Origin of the sequence: Asticcacaulis currens, from assembly GCF_028550395.1 — a bacterium.
GTDB classification, from domain to species: Bacteria; Pseudomonadota; Alphaproteobacteria; order Caulobacterales; family Caulobacteraceae; genus Asticcacaulis; species Asticcacaulis currens.
In genome coordinates, this window is record NZ_JAQQKW010000001.1 from 405,324 (window position 1) to 423,492 (window position 18,169).

Genomic DNA, 18,169 nt, shown 5'->3' on the forward strand with positions numbered 1-18,169 from the left:
GCAAACGAGAGTCAAATTGCGCCTATGCGTCAGATCGTCCTCGATACCGAAACCACCGGCATTGACCCCAAAAAAGGCCATCGCCTGATCGAAGTCGGCTGCATCGAAATCGACGATCTGCTGCCGACAGGTAAGACCTTTCACCACTATTTCAACCCGGAACGGCTGATCGAGCCGGACGCTATCCGCGTCCACGGCATCACCGATGAGATGGTGGCTGATAAACCCAAATTTGGCGATTTGGCTCAGGCCTTTATCGACTTTGTCGGTGACGCGCCGATCATCGCCCACAATGCCTCGTTTGACCGTGGCTTTATCAATATGGAGCTGGAGCGGCTGGGTCTCGTCCCGACCGATCCCGACCGTTGGGTCGATACGCTGGAGCTGGCGCGTTACAAGTTTCCGGGCATGGCCAATTCGCTCGATGCCCTGTGTAAACGCTATAATATCTCACTGGCCGAACGCGACAAACACGGGGCCCTGCTCGATGCGCGTCTGCTGGCCAGTGTCTATCTGGAGCTATCGGGCGGCAAGGAACGCGGCCTTGATCTCAAGATGCACGGGATGGTGTCGGAGGACGGCACGGAAATCCGTGTGATGAACCACGGCCAGCGTCCCCGTCCCCTACCCTCACATATTCATCCGCAAGAGGCCGAAGCGCATAAGGCCTTCTGCCTCAAATATCTGAAAGACCAGAATATGTGGGGTTATACGGCCTCATAGGATTTGAAACAAAAAGACCCGCAGCCACAGACTGCGGGTCTTTTTATTTGATAGGTTTTGCTCTTTAGGCTTGGCCCGCGGTTTCGCCGATCTGACCTTTTTGCTGCATATAGAGCGCGGCAAAGTCGATGGGTTCGACCAGGAAGGGCGGGAAGAAACCGCCGTCCGAAGTCGCATCGGCGATGATGCGGCGGGCGAACGGGAAGAGGTAGCGCGGGCATTCGACCAGCAGGGTCGGCTCGATCGCCGCTTGCGGAACATTGGCGAGCTGGAACAGGCCACCATAGACCAGTTCGATGGCGAACATTGGGCCTTCGGGGTTAGACGCCTTGACCGACAGCTTCAGATCGACTTCGAACAGGCCGTCCGGGCGGCCTTTGGCATTCATTTCCACGCCCATGTCGATTTCCGGGCGCTGATCCATGCGCAGCGAATTGGGCGCGCGGGGATTTTCGAACGAGAAATCGCGAATGAACTGGGCCAGAACCTGCATATTGGCAGGTAGCTGGCCGTTCTGGGCCTCTGTGGCCGGGGCAGTGCCGTTTTCGGCAGGGATCGAATCGTCAGCCATTAAACTTGAAAACTCCGTGGCGCGTATAATAATTCGGTTGAAAACGGCCCTAGCACGCACAAAATCGATTGGCAATCAAACGAATGGTTCCGTTTACCTCAACTTTGCCTATATAGGGAACACTAGCCCTTGTTGTACCCCTGTTCGGAGACGTTTTGATGCCCTGGGAGCTGTTGTTTCTGGCCTTGATCGCGGTGGTCGTGCTGTTTCAGCTCTATAATGTGCTGGGCCGCCGCGTCGGATTCAAGGCTGATGACAAGCCCACTGTCCCCAAGACCGACGATGCTGAGGGCCCGTTCAGTCGCCCCGGACAGGAGGCTAAGCCTCAGCCAGAGCGCTTGCGTATGCCCAATCTCGATGCGCTGAAGGCACGTGACAGTCACTTCAATGAAGTCAATTTCGTTGAAAAAGCGCGCGAAGCCTATGAGCAGATCGTTCTGGCCTTTAATCGCGGCGAGATCGAAGGCCTGAAAGACCGTTTGTCCGAAAGCGTCTATGGCGTTTTTGCCAAAGCTGTTGAAGCGCGTGGTGAGCAGAAGGCGATTAATGTGTCGTTTGTCGATGCACCGAAAACCGATCTGGATCAGATCGAGTTGAAAGAGGACCGCGCTATGGTGCGCGTCCGCTTCCTGTCGGAACTTCTATATGAGCTGACCGACCCCGAAGGGGGCGAACCCAAGAAAGCCCATCGCCGCACAGCGGAATTCTGGACCTTTCAGAAAAACCTCAAATCGCCGACCAATCCGTGGATTCTGTCCCGCGTCGAGGCCGCCAAGGCATGAGCCTGAGGGGGAGGGTAGGGGTATTGATCGCCGGGCGGCGTCTTTTTGCCTATGGCTGCGTCTGCATCGCGGCGTTAAGTCTCGTTGCCTGCGTTGAAACACCTAAAGCGCCGGTTGGTCCTGTGTCCATACCGACGCAGCCTGCGCCTCACTCTCAACCTCAGCCCCTGCCGACTTCACCGCCGTCTGAACCCGCGCGACCAGTGCAGAGCCTTTCGACCCTGCCGGGATGGGAGGCTACAGACCCCTTTATCGCCCTCGAAGCCGTGCGCGGGGCCTGCGCCTATCGACAAGGGCGGCAATATGCCAGGGTCTGTGACGCGCTCAAAGCCCAGTCTTTTGAGCAGCCGGACGAGATCAAGCACTGGCTTGAGGCGCGCTTTCGCGTGGAACGCATCGAAGGCGAGGGGCTCCTCACGGCCTATTTTGTGCCGGAATATCCAGCCACGACTGTCCCTTCGGCGGAGTTCTCGCAACCCGTCCGCACTAAACCCGCCGATCTGGTTTTGGTCGATGGGGCCCAGATGACGCCGCCGCAGCCGGCGGGTAAGCGTTTTGCGGCCCGCCGGGTGGGAGAGCTTTATGTGCCCTATTACACGCGCGCGGAAATCGAGGCCCAAACAGTAACGGGCCCGGCCTATTACATGCGGCCCGAAGACTATTTCTTCATGCAGATTCAGGGCTCTGGTTATCTTACGCTCGAAGATGGCACGCGCTTTATGGCGGCCTATGCCGCCGATAACGGCCTGCCCTTTGTCGGTATTGCCAAGACCCTAACCGAGCGCGGTTTGCTGAAACGGGAGCAAACCTCCGGCGAGGTTATCCGCCAGTGGCTAGCCGATAATCGTGGGCCGGTGGCGCAGGAGGTGATGAACCAAAACCCGCGCTATGCCTTCTTTTCCATCGACATGACCAAGATGGAGCCGCTGGGTGCGGCAGCGATCCCGTTGCCGGCCGGGGCCGCCATTGCCGTTGATCCGTCCTTCCACAGCTATGGCGACCTTTACTGGGTCGATGCTGATACAGGTTCTCTGACCGGGGCTTTTCCGGCCTATCGCCGTATGGTGGCCGCCCTTGATACAGGGGGTGCCATTCGCGGTCAGATACGCGCCGACCTCTATATGGGGCATGGCGACCGGGCCGGACGCGAAGCCGGGCGTGTCAAGCACAGGCTGCGTCTGTGGCGTATCGTTCCGGCTGAATGAAGAGAGTCTACTTTTTCAGGCTGAATCGAAATGTCTTCCTAAATATTTGTTTTATCTCACATTTTGATTCAAAATTGACCGTGTGGAAGCCAAAACGGTTGCACACTTTTCGAAATGCGCTCTAAAAATCAAACACCAGCCTGATGGCGCGCAGCGTCATATAGGCGAGTATCCCGGTTCCCGCGGCGAAGACGCAAAAGCGCAGAATGACGTGGTTGCCGATCCCCTGCACCAGGCTGTGGACAATTCGCAAAAGCACATAAATCCACGCCAGCACAATGAACAACTGATCCGCCAGCCCCGATACCTGAATACCCAGGCTGAGGGCGTAAAACAGCGTCGGCTGTTCGGTTAGGTGCGTATAGTTGTCGGCCACGGCGCGCACATCGGCGGGCAGGCGGAACAGGTGGCGCTTATCGGCAAATAGCTGAAAATCCTGCCCTAATTGCAGCATGGCGGGTATGCGTCGGGCATAGAGCCAGACGAGGACAATCAGCGACCAGGCAATGAGGGCAAGGAGCGGCGCAACCATGCCTCCACTCTTGCCGCTGGAACCGGTAAAAAAGCGTTAACCATAATTCTAGCTCGCCTAATGAATCGGGCGAGGCGCTTGTGGCCTATCGGCGACGCGTCGAACGGGAAGGTTTTTGCATCGACCCCAGAATTCCGCGCACCAGTTCACGGCCCAGCGTCACACCGATGGTGCGGATGACGGAAACGGCCACCGAGGTGACGGCTTTTTCCGTAGCCGAGGGCTTATGCACCTCTGGCTTCTCGTTCTTTTCGGGGCGCCGGGCTTCGACCTCAGCCTCCTCGCTCTCTTCGGCCTTGGTGCGCGCGGTCAGCAACTCAAAAGCCGATTCCCGGTCCCGTAGCGTGTCGTAAACGCCTGATACCGGCGATTTGGCGATGATCGCAGCGCGCTCCGTCTCGTTTGCTGGTCCCAGGCGAGAGACGGGCGGGCGGATCTTTGATTTGGCCGTTACCGTTGGCGAGGCTTTTTCGTCAAGTACCGAGATCAGGGCCTCGCCTACTCCGAGACCCTGAATGGCCTCAATCGTGTCAAACGCGGGATTGGGGCGGAAGGATTGCGCGGCGGCTTTCAGACCCTTCTGCTCGGCGGGGGTATAGGCGCGCAGCGCGTGCTGGATACGGTTACCGAGTTGCGCCAATACAGAGTCCGGTACATCCGCCGGATTTTGCGTGACGAAATAGATGCCAACGCCCTTGGAGCGGATCAGGCGCACCACCTGTTCGATCTTTTCCAGCAACGGCTTCGGCGCTTCGTCAAACAGAAGATGCGCTTCGTCGAAGAAGAAGACCATACGCGGTTTTTCAGGGTCGCCCACTTCAGGCATGACTTCGAACAGTTCGGACAAGAGCCATAGCAGGAAGGTCGAATAGAGGCGGGGACTGCCTATCAGCTTGTCCGCGGCCAGCACATTGACATAGCCCTTACCAGAAATATCGGTGCGCATCAGGTCTTCGAGACGCAGAGCCGGCTCACCAAAAAACTGCTCACCGCCCTGACTTTCGAGCGCCAGCACCTGGCGCTGGATGGCACCGATGGAGGCGGCGGACACCTGACCGTATTGGGCGCTGATCTCCTTGGCGTTGTCCGCCACGTGGTTGAGCATGGCGCGCAGGTCCTTGAGGTCGAGCAGCAGCAACCCTTCTTTGTCGGCCACATGGAAGACGATGTTGAGAACGCCTTCCTGGACTTCATTGAGCTGAAACAGGCGCGCCAGCAGCAGAGGACCCATATCCGAAATCGTGGTGCGGATCGGATGACCTTTCTGACCGAACAGGTCCCAGAAGACCACCGGTGCGGCGGCGGGCGTAAGCGCGATCCCCATCTCCTGCGCCCGGGCCAGAAGCTTCTCGTTTGGATTGCCCGGCAGGGCGATCCCGGACAGATCCCCCTTCACATCGGCGGCAAAGACAGGCACCCCGGCGTCGGACAGGGCCTGCGCCAGCACCTGAAGCGTCACCGTCTTGCCCGTTCCGGTGGCTCCCGCCACAATGCCGTGACGGTTGGCGCGGTTGAGCAAAAGCGTCTGATGGCCGTCGGTCGAAAAGCCGATGTCGATTCCCTGGGTCATGTCGTTATCCTGTGTCACTACACTCTGCATAAAACCACCGACAGAGCTTTGGCAAAGGGTATTTGAGCTGCGCTGCACCAACACCAAAGAACACGGTTCTCTCACACAGATGTGATGCCCGCGCGATCAGGCCTGATTAGGGTAAGCCGGCCTGCGTGCTACTATCAAAACAGCTCAGCGATGAGTCGTGGTTTGCGCTGGTTCCCCCCATAAGCCGCGCAGCCATTTCCGGGGCGGCCCTTCCCCCCATAAAGGGTGGCTCCGAAGAAGCCGCTCACCCGCCAGACCGGGTGAGCGGCTTATCCTTTTATGCTTGGCCTTAGGCATGACCTTATTCCGTTTCCTCAGAAACTTTATTTTCCCCAAGCCGTTGTCTTCGCCTGTGCTTTTGGCGGATAATTCACCTATTATATAGGTGTGACGCTTAGCGTTGCCCTATTAAGCGCATTCCGAAAAGTATGAAGCGGTTTTCGGGTCCAGATGCGCGACGAACAAAAGTTAGAGCGGCATTTCGCTTCATTCGGAGCGAAGCCCCGCTCTAAAGTGCAGTGGATGGAAACTATGGACGACCTCAGCCTTTCGACCGAACTCGACGCCCTTGTCGCCCAGACGCGGGCAGGCATAGAGGCTGCCTTCAGTGCCGCGCTGGAGGGCCCGGTGGATGAGGCTACCCGCAGTTTCCTTGCCCAGTGTCTGGAAGACTATGATCCGGAAGAAATGCCGGAACTGACCCTCGAAGACATCGGTCGGTTGTTCGCCGAGGCCTGGGGCCGCGCGGCAGTGCGCGAAGGGGCGGGGGCGCTGAAGGCCATCACTCCGGTCAACAATATCTATGATGTCGTTGAGATCGTTCAGCCAGACGCCCCGTTCATCGTCGAAAGCGTCATGGGCGAGCTGATTGATCAGGGCCTGATCGTCCGTTCGATGTTCCACCCGGTCGTCGCCGTAAACCGCGACAGTACGGGGCAGCGCGGCAGTGGCAAGGCGGTTGCTGAATCCCTGATGCTGGTCTTTGTGGGGCGTCAGCCCGCTGAAAAGCATGCTGCCATTCTGTCGGGCGTAGAGACGACGCTCAACGATCTGCGCGCAGCTGTGCACGACTTCCCGCGTATGCAGGCCCTGCTGGCCGAAGAGATGACTGCTCTTGAGGCCCTGACCCTGCACCCGGTCGTACAGATCGACCCGGCCGTGCTTCAGGAAGAACTGGCGTTCCTGCGCTGGGTGTCGGAAAATCATTTCGTCCTTCTGGGGGCGCGCACCTACGTTTATCCGCGCAGCGCCGATGGCAATTACGTCGCCGAGGAACCGCTGAACCTGTTACAGGAAGAATATGGCATTCTGCGCGACAAGCGCGCCATCTTACGTCGCGGGTCGGAACCGGCCATCCTAAGCCGGGAGCTTCTCAGCCATCTGGCCAGCTCCGAGCCCGTGACGGTGGCCAAGGGCAACCTGAAGTCGCGCGTCCATCGCCGCGTTTACATGGACTATATCTCGATCAAGCATTACGGCGCGGACGGCAAGCCATCGGGGGAAACGCGCTTTGTCGGTCTGTTTACCTCGGACGCCTATGACCGTCCTGCCTTCGAAGTGCCACTGATCCGCAAAAAATGCGAGCACGTCTTGAGCGAGTCGCGGCGGCTGGGCTTCAACAATGGCGGCTATGCCGAAAAGCGCCTGAAGAATATTCTCGAAACCTATCCGCGCGATGAACTGTTTCAGATTCAGGAAAGCGACCTGCTGCGTATTACGCGCGGCGTGCTGCATATTTCCGACCGGCCGCGTGTGCGTCTGTTTGCGCGCCGTGATCCGTTCGACCGCTTCATATCTGTACTTCTCTATCTCCCGCGCGATACCTATAGCGTCTCCGTGCAGGAACGCGCCGGGCGGTTGCTGGCCGAAGGTTTTGGCGGCCGCGTCAGTGCGCTTTACCCGTTTGTTACCGGCGGGGCGCTGTCGAGCATCCACTACATTATCGGTGTGACGCCGGGCGGGCATCCGGATCCCAATCTGGCCGATATCGAAGACCGCGTGACCGATCTGACGCTCGATTGGGCACATCGGGTTGAGGATGCCGCTCTGGAGGCGGGCCAGACGCAATCCGATTATTTGAAATGGGCGCGCGCCATTCCGGTCGCCTATCAGGAACGCTATGGTATCGAAGAAGCGATCACCGATACCACCATTCTGGCCGGGCTAGACCCGAAGCACCCCTTAAGCGTGCGTGCCTGGCAGCCGGAAGGCGTCAACGATCGCTTTTCGCTCAAACTCTATGTCCAGGCCGAAAACGCCATTCCGCTGTCCGACATCTTGCCGGTTCTGGAGCGCATGGGGCTGAAAACGCTGGAAGAGTTCGGGCATCGTATTGAATCGGCCGATGTGCAGCGACACTTCATTCACGAATTTATCGTGCAGCTTCCCACCGCGCACCCGACGGCCTTTGCCGATTTCCGCGAGGATTTTGAAGGGGCGCTGATGGCCCTGTGGCGTGGCGAAACCGAGATCGACGGCTTCAACGCGCTTACCCTTCTGGGCCTGAGCTGGCGCGAAGCCGCCTTGTTGCGCGCCCTGTGCAAGTATCGCGGTCAGTCGGGTCTTGATCCCAGCGCCATTGTTCAGCAACAGGCCCTGCGCGCCTATCCGGATGTGGCGGCGGCGCTGGTCTATCTGTTTGATCTGAAATTTGCCGTTAATGACACGCCCATCGACACGCGCAAGGTCGAGGTCGAGGCGGCACTATTGCGTATCAATACGCTCTTGCAAGGCGTGACCTCGCTGGAACACGACCGTGTCCTGCGACGCATCGCGGCCCTGATCGGTGCCATTCAGCGCACCAACTATTACCAGAACAAGGGCTATATTTCGTTCAAGATCGCCTCGCGCGAGCTGGCAGACCTGCCTGATCCCAAACCCTACCGCGAAATCTTCGTCTGGTCGCCGGTGGTCGAAGGCGTGCATCTGCGCTTCGGGCCTGTGGCGCGCGGGGGCCTGCGCTGGTCTGACCGCAAGGAGGATTTCCGCACCGAGGTGCTGGGCCTCGTCAAGGCGCAGCAGGTAAAGAACGCCGTCATTGTGCCTGTTGGCTCCAAGGGCGGCTTCTATCCTAAGCAGCTCCCGGCCGGTGGCGCGCCGGATGCCATCCGTGCTGAAGCGGTGCGGGCCTATAAGATGTATCTTTCAGGTCTTCTTGACATCACCGACAATCTCAATGCCGATGGCGGCATTATCGCGCCGAAGGACGTCGTGTGCTGGGACGCGCCGGACCCCTATCTGGTCGTGGCGGCGGATAAGGGCACGGCGACCTTCTCCGACATCGCCAATGGCGTCGCGCGAGAATACGGTTTCTGGCTGGACGACGCCTTCGCGTCGGGAGGCAGCGTCGGCTACGACCACAAGGTTATGGGCATTACGGCACGCGGCGCGTGGGAAGCGGTCAAGCGCCACTTCCGCGAACGCGGCAAGGATATCCAGAGCGAGACCTTCACCACAGTCGGCGTCGGCGACATGTCGGGTGATGTTTTTGGTAACGGCATGTTGCTGTCGAAGCAGACGAAGCTGATCGCGGCCTTTGATCATCGTGACATCTTCATTGACCCGAACCCCGATCCGGCCGTGTCCTTTGCCGAGCGTGAGCGACTGTTCGCCCTGCCGCGTTCCAGCTGGCAGGACTATGACAAGGCGAAGATTTCGGCAGGTGGCGGCGTCTTTTCGCGCGGCCTGAAGTCGATTGAGCTGACGCCGGAAATCCGCGCCGCGCTTGATATTGAGGCCACTAGCCTCACTCCGTTTGAGCTGATGCAGGCCATTCTGCGCGCCCCGGCGGAGCTGCTCTATTTCGGCGGTATCGGCACCTACATCAAGGCGGCGTCGCAGTCGCATCTTGAGGTTGGTGACAAAGCCAATGACGCCATCCGCGTCGATGCTGGCGATATCCGTGCTGCAGTGATCGGAGAGGGGGCCAATCTGGGTATCACTCAGGCCGGTCGCATCGCTTTGGCGGCGCAGGGCGTAAAGCTCAATACCGACGCCATCGACAATTCGGCGGGTGTCGATTGTTCAGACCACGAGGTCAATATCAAGATCCTGCTGGGTCGTCTGGTGCAATCCGGCCGCATGACCGTCGAAGCGCGTGACGTGCTGCTGGCCGAAATGACCGATGAGGTGGGGCATCTGGTGCTGAAGGACAACTATGCCCAGACCCTGGCCCTGACCCTTCTGGAATCGACGGCACTCAGCGACAATGCCTCGATGCAGGCCTTTATGACCGCGCTCGAAAAACGCGGCAAGCTGGACCGTAAGGTCGAAGGCCTGCCGAGCAATGCGCAGTTAGAAACGCGCAAGGCGCAAAATGCCGGGCTCTATCGTCCAGAACTGGCGGTCGTGCTCGCCTATGGCAAGATCGTGCTGTTCGATGACCTGATCGAGACGACCGCTATCGACGATCCGGTGTTTGAAGAGGCCCTGATCGACTATTTCCCCAAGCCGCTGCACGGCTTTATTGACGACATCCGCGCCCACCGTCTGCACCGCGAAATCGTGGCGACGGTGCTGTGCAATGAGATGATCAATATTCTGGGCCCCAGCTTTCCGCTGCGTTTGCAAAAGGCGGCGGCGGTCGATGCCGGGGCTCTGGCCCTGTCGTTCGAAGGCGCGCGGCGGTTATTTGGGACTGATGCCCTGTGGGCCGAGGTCTCGGCGCTCGATACGCAGATTCCAGCAGCGGCGCAGACAGGGCTTTATAACGCTATCGCCACCTTCTTGCGCCGTCAGGTCTATTTTATCGCCCGTCGCTTCGCCGGCCGCCCGGAAACCCTGACCGAGGTGATTAACGCCTATCAGACGGGCATTGCCACCCTGTTGTCGGCGCAGGGTGTGCTCAGCCCGAACGAAGCGGCACGCGTCGAGGGCCGGGCGCAAAAACTGATTAGCGCGGGGGCGCCCGAAGACCTGGCCCGTCGTGTATCGGCCCTCATGTCCTGGACCAGCGCCATCGACATGGTTGATCTGGCCGAAGACGGGGACGTGGTCGCAGCGGCGCGCCTTTATCTGGCGACCGGTGAACGCTTCGGTTTTGACCGTCTGCGCGCCGGAGCGGGGGAGCTTTATTCGGCCGATCCGTGGGACCGCATGGCCATCCGCCGTCTGATCGAAGACATCTATGCTGAACAGAAGTCGGTGGTGGCCGCCGTGCACCGCGACGCTCAGGGGCTTGAGAGCTGGGCCGAGGCGCAGGCGGCTCAGGTGGCGCCGTTGCAGTCTCTTCTAGGTGAAATCGAAGGTTCAGGCACTGGCTGGAGCTTCGCCAAACTTAGCATAGTCAATGCCGCCCTGCGTCAGTGGGTGCAGAAACTATGAGAAAGTTTCTGGTCATCGCCGACGACAGCGCCGAATTCCGCGCCGCACTGAGCTACGCCTCGGTGCGGGCGCGCGTGACGCAAGGCATGGTCACCCTGCTGCGCGTCCTGCCACCTACCGACTATAGCCAGTGGGCGGGCGTGCGTGATGAAATCGAGCGCGAACAGCGCGAAGAGGCCGAGACGCTGTTGTCCACTCTGTCTGACGAAGCGGCGGTCAAGTCCGGGCGTCCGGCGGAGATTATTATCAAGACCGGTCAGATGAAGGATGCCATCCGCGAAGTCCTGATCGCTGACCGTGATATCAAGATCATTGTCATCGGGGCGTCAGGCGGCAATCCCGGCCCGCTGGTCAATCTTCTGGTCCGCGAAGGGGTGGGGACGCTGGGTGGCACGCGGCCGGTGCCGGTCACCGTGGTGCCGGGCGATATCAGCGACGACGCAATCGAAGAGCTGATGTAGGCTTCGTTTCGCTTTTACGGGGAGCGGTGAGAAGCCGCAGAGGCGGAAAGATGGAATGGTCGCGGAGTGAAATTGCCAGCTTAATTGGCATGACCACAATTTTCGTTATTGGGATGTTGATGGTTCGTTATCCAGACCAATTCAACAGCGCAGTCATGCGCGAGGCCCCACGCTCAATAAGGCTTTTTATCTGTTGGCTCTATCTGATTTTTGCGGGAGCAGTCTGGTCGATATTCGTCTCCAATCTTGTGATCATGCGAATTTGGTCTCACTTTCTTGGCCACTGAATGACAACGGGTAACGCATCTACCCCTTGCTATCCTGAGTATTTACGCCCATTTGAGCGGGAGATTTACCCGGAAGGCCGCTCATGTTTATCCAGACCGAAGCCACACCCAATCCCGACGTGTTGAAATTCATCCCCGGCCGCGAGGTTCTGGGCAAGGGGTCGCTGGAGTTCCGCACGCAAACTGAGGCGGAAAAATCACCGCTGGCCTTGTCGCTGTTTCAGATTGACGGCGTAGCGGGCGTCTATTTCGGTTCCGACTTCCTGACCGTGAAGCGCGACCCTGAAGCTGGTCTGATCTGGGCGCAGATCAAGGCACCGATTCTGGCCGCCATTATGGACTTCTACGCGTCAGGTCGTGCGATCCTTAACGAAGACGGTGCCACCAATGAGCGCACCTATGAGGGCGAAGTCGCCCAAATCGTCTTGGAAATCAAAGATTTGCTCGATACGCGTGTACGTCCGGCGGTGGCGCAGGACGGTGGCGATATCGAATTTGAACATTTCGACATTGAGTCCGGCACGCTTTATCTGCACATGCGCGGGGCCTGCTCGGGCTGTCCGTCCTCATCGGCCACCCTGCGTCAAGGCGTGGAATCCCTGATGAAGCACTATGTCCCGGAAGTCAAAACCATCGAACAGGTCCTGTAAGGTGGCGCTGGCCTTCGTCATAGATACGGCTCTGAATGCCTGCCAGGTTGGGCTTTTTTCCCATAAAGACGGGTTCGTCTCTGAGGTGGTGGCACTCAGGGAATACATGACGCGCGGGCATCAGGAATTTATTGGTTCCGCCGCTTTGCAATGTTTCGAGAAAGCTGGAATCAATCCACGCGACGTCGATATTTTGGGCGTGACCTTAGGGCCAGGCTCGTTCACCGGCCTGCGCGTCGGCCTGTCTTTCGCCAAGGGTATGGCGTCGGGACTGGGCATTGGTCTGCGCGGATTTTCGACGCTGGAGCTAATGGGGCGGGCCGCGGATTTTCACCAGCAGCGGCGACTGGTGGTGCACGATGCCGGACGAGGTCAGGTCTACTGTCAGCGGCTTGAAGCCGATAGCGCGGTTTCACCACCTGAGTCGTATGACCTTGTAAATTTGCAGGAAATCGACTTGGGCAGCGACTGGCACTGGCTTATAGGCTCAGGCGCACCGCTTTTGGCCGAACGCTTCCCGCAGGCGCAGATAGCTGCCGAAGTGCTGCCTGATCTGACGGCGATGGCGACCCTGTGTTGTGCTTCAACGACCGCTTATGACGACCTGACCCCTCTCTATATGCGCGAAGCGGATGCAAAGGTCTCGGACAAGTCGGTGGTGCATTTCGCGTGACAATAGACATTTCCGGATATTATGAATAAAATTCGCCAAATTGAAGAATTGGATCAGCGACTGGTGGACATCCACGCGCAGACTTTCGACTTTGGCTGGAATAGTTCTGATTTTATAGAATATTTGAAGGGCGCGGAGTATACCTGTTTTGGCCTCTATGACGAGGACGCGCTTCAGGCGTTTGTGCTCATCTCGGCCGTCCTTGATGAGGCCGAAATCCTGACCCTCGCCACCGATCCACTGGCGCAGAGACGAGGCCATGCACGCGCACTGTTGCAGCACCTGATCGCGCATCTCACCCGTATAAACATCCGCAGTCTGTTCCTGGAAGTGGCTGTCGATAACCCCGCCGCCATCGCCCTTTATGAGGGTCTGGGCTTCCGCCAGGTCGGCCGTCGCCCCCTCTATTACAGCCGTCGCGGCGGCGTGCTGGTGGACGCCCTTATTCTCAGTCTTGCGGTTTGAGACGATTGCCCTTAATTCCATAGGGGTGCGGCGCAACGCCGCGGTGTATAAACGATAATCCGGGAGGGCCGCATGGACCGTATCGAACAGCAATGCGTCGAAAAGGGTATGCGCATGACCGATCAGCGCCGGGTCGTCGCCCGTGTGCTGTCTCAGGCCACCGACCATCCGGATGTTGAAGAGCTTTATCGCCGCGCCGCCGCCGTAGACCCACATATTTCGCTAGCCACCGTCTATCGCACCGTGCGCCTGTTCGAAGAGGCGGGCGTGGTGGAACGCCACGATTTCGGTGACGGTCGCTCGCGCTATGAACAGGCCGGCGAAGACCACCACGACCACCTGATCAATATCAAGTCGGGCGAAGTTATCGAATTTTTCGACGAAGAGATCGAGAAGCTGAAAACCGCTCTGGCCGAAAAGCTGGGCTACAAGCTGGTGGGTCATAAGCTTGAACTGTATGGCGTGCCACTCGACGACAAGTGATCAGGCGCGATTGATCAGGCCTTGAACATTCTGCGTCTGAATAGCAGTGTCCGTCAGGGCTTTGGCACCTAGCCGGTAAAGAGACACGGTTTTCACGGGCATATCCGCTTCGGCCTTGATCAGGCAGAGGTGCTTCGCCTCTTCGACGCGCACGTCGGACAGGTAAAGCCCCTCGATGGGTGTCAGCTTGCGCACATAGGTCGGTAGCAAGGTGCGCCACTGATAAAGGACATCGGTTTCCACCGCGAGAAGACTGCCCTGAATTTTGGTTGCACTGACATTGTGCATGTGGATGTTTTTGACGTAACCGCCACGACGCTCGTTTGTTTTGATATAGAGCAGGTTGTTTATGGGTACCGCCCAGCCGTCTTCACCCCTGCCATCGCCTACGAAATGGCAGTTATCGACAAAGACGTTTTCAATGCCCCCGGATAGCTCGCTGCCGACGGCCATGAGTTGATGGCCGTTCTTGATGCGGCAATTGCGCATGACGACATTCTTTGTCGGCGTATTGAGTCGCCAAGCGTCCATGTCCCGGCCCGATTTGACGGATACGGCGTCATCCCCCTGATCGAACACACAATCCTCGATCAGAACGTTCTGGCTCATCTCCGGATCAACGCCATCATTATTATGGCCATGCGCCCGCACCTTCACGCGGCGGATCACCACGTCCCGGCACATTAGGGGATGAATGGTCCAGAATGGACTGTCTTCGATCGAAATGTCTTCGATCAGGACGTGGCGGCAGCGGTTAAACTGCACAAAATGTGGTCGCAGGTGGTTTTCACCTTCGGCCATCTGACGCGCTTCGACGGGGAGGCCCTGATAGGCGAAATCATACAACCGGATCAGTGCATCCATGTGAGGCTTTGGGCGCTTGTACCAAAGCTGCCAGACATCGAGCTTTGCCTTGAGCTTCCCTCCGCCACTAATCCCCACATTTTCGCAGTCAAACGCGTAGACTAATGGTGAGTAGTTGAAACACTCAATACCCTCCCACGAGGTCTGAACCGGCGGTAGGTAATCTTCCGGCTTTTCGGAAAAGAGCAGGGTTGCGCCCTTCGACAGGTGCAGGTTGACGTGGCTTTTCAGGTGTATCTTGCCGGTGGGCCAGATACCTTCCGGGACGATGACATTGCCTGAACCGGCCCGATGTGCGGCATCAATGGCTTTTGCGATGGCGGCTGAGGTGGCCGTCTGATCATCAGGAGAGGCGCCAAAGTCAGTGATGGGGAAGCGTCGGACGCGTGAAAAATCGGGTACACGAAGAGGCGGCATATCAAAAGGCGCGCTAACCGACAGACGTTTTTGGTTGAGACCCGATGCGGCCTGAGCGTTGCCGGTGAGCAGAGGTGCGGATAAACCCGCATACAGAACCGAGCGGCGTGAAAGGCTCATCTGTCTCTTCCCTAAATATTCGCTGACAACCGGAGTGCATGAGCGCATAGCTTCGCGGGCAGCGGTATTTGCTTGTTATTCGATCAAATTATCATATAAAACGATCAGTAACAATCAAAAAGGATCAGAAATGCCGTTTGGGTTTTGCGACGGCATGTGGATAAAATCCGGTGTTTGGCCTTGAAAAACGAGGCCTGAAACCTCATAAGCACCGCATGAGTGAAACCGCATCCGCCGCCTCCAAAAAGCTGCACATCAAAACCTACGGCTGTCAGATGAACGTCTATGACAGCGAGCGCATGGCTGACCTTTTGCGCCCGCTGGGCTATGCGGTGTCAGATCAGGCCGAAGGCGCCGATCTGGTGCTGCTAAACACCTGCCATATCCGGGAAAAGGCGGCCGAAAAGGTTTATTCCGAGATCGGTCGTCTGAAGGTAATGCGTCAGGAAAAGGAAGCGCGCGGCGAAGGGCGTATGACGATTGCCGTCGCCGGATGCGTAGCGCAGGCCGAGGGCGAAGAGATCATGAACCGCGCGCCGGCCGTCGATCTGGTCGTCGGGCCGCAGGCCTATCATCAGCTACCTGAGCTGATCGCGCGCACCACCCGCGCCAAGGGTGAGCGCCTCAAAGCCGACTTCGCTCCGGAAGACAAGTTCGATGCCCTTTCTACCGAACGTCAGGCAACCGGTCCGACGGCGTTCCTGACCGTACAGGAGGGCTGCGACAAGTTCTGTACCTTCTGTGTCGTGCCCTACACCCGCGGCGCCGAGTGGTCGCGTCCGGTGGCCTCGATCCTTGAAGAAGCCCGTTCGCTGGCTTCGAAAGGTGTGCGTGAAATCACGCTTTTGGGCCAAAACGTAAACGCCTATAACGGCCTTGAGGCCGATGGTCAGGAATCGACCCTGCCTCGCCTGATGCGGGCCCTGTCTGAGATCGAGGGGCTCGATCGTATCCGTTACACCACCTCGCACCCCAATGACATGACCGATGAACTGATCCGTGCCCATGCGGAAAACCCCGCGGTCATGCCCTATCTGCACCTGCCGGTGCAGTCGGGATCGGACAAGATACTGCGCGCGATGAACCGCAAGCACGGGCGTCAGGCCTATATCGACCTGATTGCGCGCCTGAAAGCCGCTGTACCGAACATCGCCCTGTCCGGCGACTTCATCGTCGGTTTCCCGGGCGAGACGGACAAGGATTTCGAAGACACGATGGACCTGATCCGCACGGTCGGCTACGCCTCGGCCTTCTCGTTTAAATACTCCAAGCGTCCGGGCACGCCGGCGGCCGCCATGCCGGGTCAGGTCGATGAGGCCGTGGCCGATGCGCGCCTTCAGGCGCTTCAGGCCCTGATCAATGAACAGGCGCAGACCTTTAAGGCCTCGCTGGTCGGGCAAACCATCGACGTGCTGTTTGAAAAGCCGGGCCGCTATGGTCAGCAGGCCATCGGGCGGTCGCCCTGGCTGCATGCGGTGTTTGCCGAAGACGCGGCGCACCTGATCGGTCAGATCGTGCCGGTGAAGATTGTGGGCGTGGGGAACAATTCTCTGATCGGGGAACTGGAAAAGGTACACGCTTGACCCTTGCCACTGAAGATTTCATCGAACTGAGCGAAGACAAGGTTCTGGCCCTGTCCGGACCGGCGCAGCGCTATCTGGCCCTGATCGAAGGGGCCTATCATGTGCTGATCGAAACCCCCGGTGGCGGATTTCAGGTAACGGGCAAGGTGCGTGACCGTCAGCGCGCCCACGTCATCCTTAACGCACTGTCGGAGCTTTATGACGAAGGGGTGGAGATCAGCGAGGTAGATGTCCGCACCCTGATCCAGAACCCGACCGGCAAGTCACCGGTGTGGGCCGACCACCACGGGCAATCGCATGTGATCGTGATGGGCCGTAAAGGGGCCATTGCGCCCAAGACCGAGGGACAGGCGAAATATTATCAGCAACTGCTGCGCAACGACCTGACTTTCGGGCTGGGGCCGGCAGGGTCTGGCAAGACCTTTATGGCCGTGGCGCACGGAGCGTCACTGTTGCTCAAAGGGGCCGTGGATCGGCTTGTCATCACACGTCCGGCGGTCGAGGCCGGGGAGAAGCTGGGCTTCCTGCCCGGTGATCTGAATGAAAAGGTTGATCCCTACCTGATGCCCATCTGGCAGGCGCTGGATGATATTCTGGGGGCAGAAAGCCTGCGTCGCCGCCGCGAACGCAATGAGATTGAAGTGGCCCCACTTGCCTATATGCGCGGTCGCACCCTGTCCAACGCCTATGTCATTGTCGATGAGGCCCAAAACACCACCAAACAGCAGATGAAGATGGTGCTGACGCGCCTGGGCGAAGGCTCGAAAATGGTCGTCACGGGTGATCCGTCGCAGGTCGATCTTCCCCGCGCTTCGGACTCCGGTCTGGTACATGCTGTGGGCCTTCTGAACGATGTGAAGGGGGTAGGGGTCTCGCGCCTGACCGCTGAAGACGTGGTGCGTCACGAACTGGTCGCGCGCATCGTGCGTGCCTATGACAGCGAAAAACATGACTGAATTTGCCCCCCTGATCGACATTGAAGTCGAACACGACGAGTGGACCAACGCCCTGCCGGAGGTTTCGGCGGTGGTGACCGGCGCGATTGAGGCGACCTTTGCCTATCTGGGGGCGAAAGAGCAGCTTGATCTGGTGGTGCTACTGACCGACGATGCGGAAATGAAGGCGCTCAACAAGGAGTTCCGTCAGAAGAACGCGCCTACCAACGTATTATCCTTTCCCGCGCCGGACATGATGCATCCGCATCTGGGGGATATCGCCTTTGGGTTTGAAACCTGCGTGCGCGAGGCGAAAGAACAAAAAAAAGCGCTCAAGGCCCATGTGGCCCATCTCAGCGTACATGGCGCTTTGCATCTTTTGGGTTATGATCACATCAACGATCCGGAAGCCGAGGAGATGGAAGACCTCGAGCGCAAGATCCTTCAGGGGCTCGGCATTGCCGATCCTTATCTAGACGAATAGGCCACACACACC

General features: G+C 58.6%; 16 protein-coding genes. 12 read left to right on the forward strand and 4 right to left on the reverse strand.

All coding sequences use genetic code 11. The features are described from left to right. Positions 1-24: 24 nt before the first annotated feature. Complete coding sequence (gene dnaQ, locus PQU94_RS01745) at positions 25-723, forward strand: DNA polymerase III subunit epsilon (protein WP_272739771.1); 699 nt, start codon at positions 25-27, stop codon at positions 721-723. 64 nt (positions 724-787) lie between these two features. Here dnaQ and secB read toward each other — a convergent pair whose 3' ends face one another. Next, a complete protein-coding gene (gene secB / locus PQU94_RS01750; protein ID WP_272739772.1) occupies positions 788-1,294 on the reverse strand; it encodes a protein-export chaperone SecB in 507 nt (168 codons plus the stop codon). Between the two features lie 158 nt (positions 1,295-1,452). Between secB and PQU94_RS01755 the strand changes: the two genes are divergently transcribed. Both PQU94_RS01755 and PQU94_RS01760 read left to right on the forward strand, forming a co-directional pair. After that, positions 1,453-2,076 (forward strand): Tim44/TimA family putative adaptor protein, encoded by a 624-nt coding sequence (locus tag PQU94_RS01755; protein ID WP_272739773.1) that lies wholly within the window; start codon positions 1,453-1,455, stop codon positions 2,074-2,076. 203 nt (positions 2,077-2,279) lie between these two features. Then, complete coding sequence (locus PQU94_RS01760) at positions 2,280-3,281, forward strand: MltA domain-containing protein (RefSeq protein WP_272739774.1); 1,002 nt, start codon at positions 2,280-2,282, stop codon at positions 3,279-3,281. Positions 3,282-3,402: 121 nt separating this feature from the next. Here the strand turns inward: PQU94_RS01760 and PQU94_RS01765 are convergent, their stop codons facing one another. Next, positions 3,403-3,813: an MAPEG family protein gene (locus PQU94_RS01765; RefSeq protein ID WP_272739775.1), complete on the reverse strand. Its 411-nt coding sequence runs from the start codon at positions 3,811-3,813 to the stop codon at positions 3,403-3,405. Positions 3,814-3,898: 85 nt separating this feature from the next. After that, positions 3,899-5,383: a helicase HerA-like domain-containing protein gene (locus PQU94_RS01770; RefSeq protein WP_272739776.1), complete on the reverse strand. Its 1,485-nt coding sequence runs from the start codon at positions 5,381-5,383 to the stop codon at positions 3,899-3,901. Positions 5,384-5,935: 552 nt separating this feature from the next. Between PQU94_RS01770 and PQU94_RS01775 the strand changes: the two genes are divergently transcribed. The 6 genes from PQU94_RS01775 (at position 5,936) to PQU94_RS01800 (ending at position 13,754) form a co-directional block, all read left to right on the forward strand. Further along, positions 5,936-10,735 carry an NAD-glutamate dehydrogenase gene (locus PQU94_RS01775; RefSeq protein ID WP_368407052.1) on the forward strand — a complete coding sequence of 1,600 codons (4,800 nt, stop codon included), beginning with the start codon at positions 5,936-5,938 and terminating at the stop codon, positions 10,733-10,735. Further along, complete coding sequence (locus PQU94_RS01780; protein WP_272739777.1) at positions 10,732-11,196, forward strand: universal stress protein; 465 nt, start codon at positions 10,732-10,734, stop codon at positions 11,194-11,196. Before PQU94_RS01775 ends, PQU94_RS01780 begins: the two co-directional genes overlap by 4 nt. Positions 11,197-11,566: 370 nt before the next feature. Continuing rightward, positions 11,567-12,133, forward strand: coding sequence for a NifU family protein (locus PQU94_RS01785; RefSeq protein ID WP_272739778.1), 567 nt, complete (start codon positions 11,567-11,569; stop codon positions 12,131-12,133). 1 nt (position 12,134) lies between these two features. Continuing rightward, positions 12,135-12,806 (forward strand): tRNA (adenosine(37)-N6)-threonylcarbamoyltransferase complex dimerization subunit type 1 TsaB, encoded by a 672-nt coding sequence (gene tsaB / locus PQU94_RS01790; protein WP_272739779.1) that lies wholly within the window; start codon positions 12,135-12,137, stop codon positions 12,804-12,806. A 21-nt stretch (positions 12,807-12,827) separates the two neighbouring features. After that, a complete protein-coding gene (gene rimI, locus PQU94_RS01795; protein ID WP_272739780.1) occupies positions 12,828-13,271 on the forward strand; it encodes a ribosomal protein S18-alanine N-acetyltransferase in 444 nt (147 codons plus the stop codon). Positions 13,272-13,343: 72 nt separating this feature from the next. Further along, complete coding sequence (locus tag PQU94_RS01800; protein WP_013477699.1) at positions 13,344-13,754, forward strand: Fur family transcriptional regulator; 411 nt, start codon at positions 13,344-13,346, stop codon at positions 13,752-13,754. Here the strand turns inward: PQU94_RS01800 and PQU94_RS01805 are convergent, their stop codons facing one another. Further along, on the reverse strand, positions 13,755-15,155 hold the full coding sequence (locus PQU94_RS01805; protein ID WP_272739781.1) for a glycoside hydrolase family 28 protein: 1,401 nt from the start codon (positions 15,153-15,155) through the stop codon (positions 13,755-13,757). A gap of 215 nt (positions 15,156-15,370) precedes the next feature. On the opposite strand from PQU94_RS01805, the gene miaB reads away from it, so the two are divergent. From miaB to ybeY, 3 genes are read left to right on the forward strand one after another with little or no spacing between them, the layout of a single operon-like run. Beyond that, on the forward strand, positions 15,371-16,738 hold the full coding sequence (gene miaB / locus PQU94_RS01810; protein WP_272739782.1) for a tRNA (N6-isopentenyl adenosine(37)-C2)-methylthiotransferase MiaB: 1,368 nt from the start codon (positions 15,371-15,373) through the stop codon (positions 16,736-16,738). After that, positions 16,735-17,694, forward strand: coding sequence for a PhoH family protein (locus PQU94_RS01815; protein ID WP_272739783.1), 960 nt, complete (start codon positions 16,735-16,737; stop codon positions 17,692-17,694). Before miaB ends, PQU94_RS01815 begins: the two co-directional genes overlap by 4 nt. Continuing rightward, positions 17,687-18,157 (forward strand): rRNA maturation RNase YbeY, encoded by a 471-nt coding sequence (gene ybeY / locus PQU94_RS01820; protein ID WP_272739784.1) that lies wholly within the window; start codon positions 17,687-17,689, stop codon positions 18,155-18,157. Before PQU94_RS01815 ends, ybeY begins: the two co-directional genes overlap by 8 nt. The last annotated feature ends 12 nt before the right edge of the window (positions 18,158-18,169 follow it).

Bases quoted from the DNA above. Each gene is read 5' to 3' on its own strand.
- dnaQ (WP_272739771.1), top strand. From the start codon at position 25: ATGCGTCAGATCGTCCTCGATACCGAAACCACCGGCATTGACCCCAAA.
- secB (WP_272739772.1), bottom strand. From the start codon at position 1,294: ATGGCTGACGATTCGATCCCTGCCGAAAACGGCACTGCCCCGGCCACA.
- PQU94_RS01755 (WP_272739773.1), top strand. From the start codon at position 1,453: ATGCCCTGGGAGCTGTTGTTTCTGGCCTTGATCGCGGTGGTCGTGCTG.
- PQU94_RS01765 (WP_272739775.1), bottom strand. From the start codon at position 3,813: ATGGTTGCGCCGCTCCTTGCCCTCATTGCCTGGTCGCTGATTGTCCTC.
- PQU94_RS01770 (WP_272739776.1), bottom strand. From the start codon at position 5,383: ATGACCCAGGGAATCGACATCGGCTTTTCGACCGACGGCCATCAGACG.
- PQU94_RS01775 (WP_368407052.1), top strand. From the start codon at position 5,936: ATGGAAACTATGGACGACCTCAGCCTTTCGACCGAACTCGACGCCCTT.
- PQU94_RS01780 (WP_272739777.1), top strand. From the start codon at position 10,732: ATGAGAAAGTTTCTGGTCATCGCCGACGACAGCGCCGAATTCCGCGCC.
- PQU94_RS01785 (WP_272739778.1), top strand. From the start codon at position 11,567: ATGTTTATCCAGACCGAAGCCACACCCAATCCCGACGTGTTGAAATTC.
- rimI (WP_272739780.1), top strand. From the start codon at position 12,828: ATGAATAAAATTCGCCAAATTGAAGAATTGGATCAGCGACTGGTGGAC.
- PQU94_RS01800 (WP_013477699.1), top strand. From the start codon at position 13,344: ATGGACCGTATCGAACAGCAATGCGTCGAAAAGGGTATGCGCATGACC.
- PQU94_RS01805 (WP_272739781.1), bottom strand. From the start codon at position 15,155: ATGAGCCTTTCACGCCGCTCGGTTCTGTATGCGGGTTTATCCGCACCT.
- miaB (WP_272739782.1), top strand. From the start codon at position 15,371: ATGAGTGAAACCGCATCCGCCGCCTCCAAAAAGCTGCACATCAAAACC.
- ybeY (WP_272739784.1), top strand. From the start codon at position 17,687: ATGACTGAATTTGCCCCCCTGATCGACATTGAAGTCGAACACGACGAG.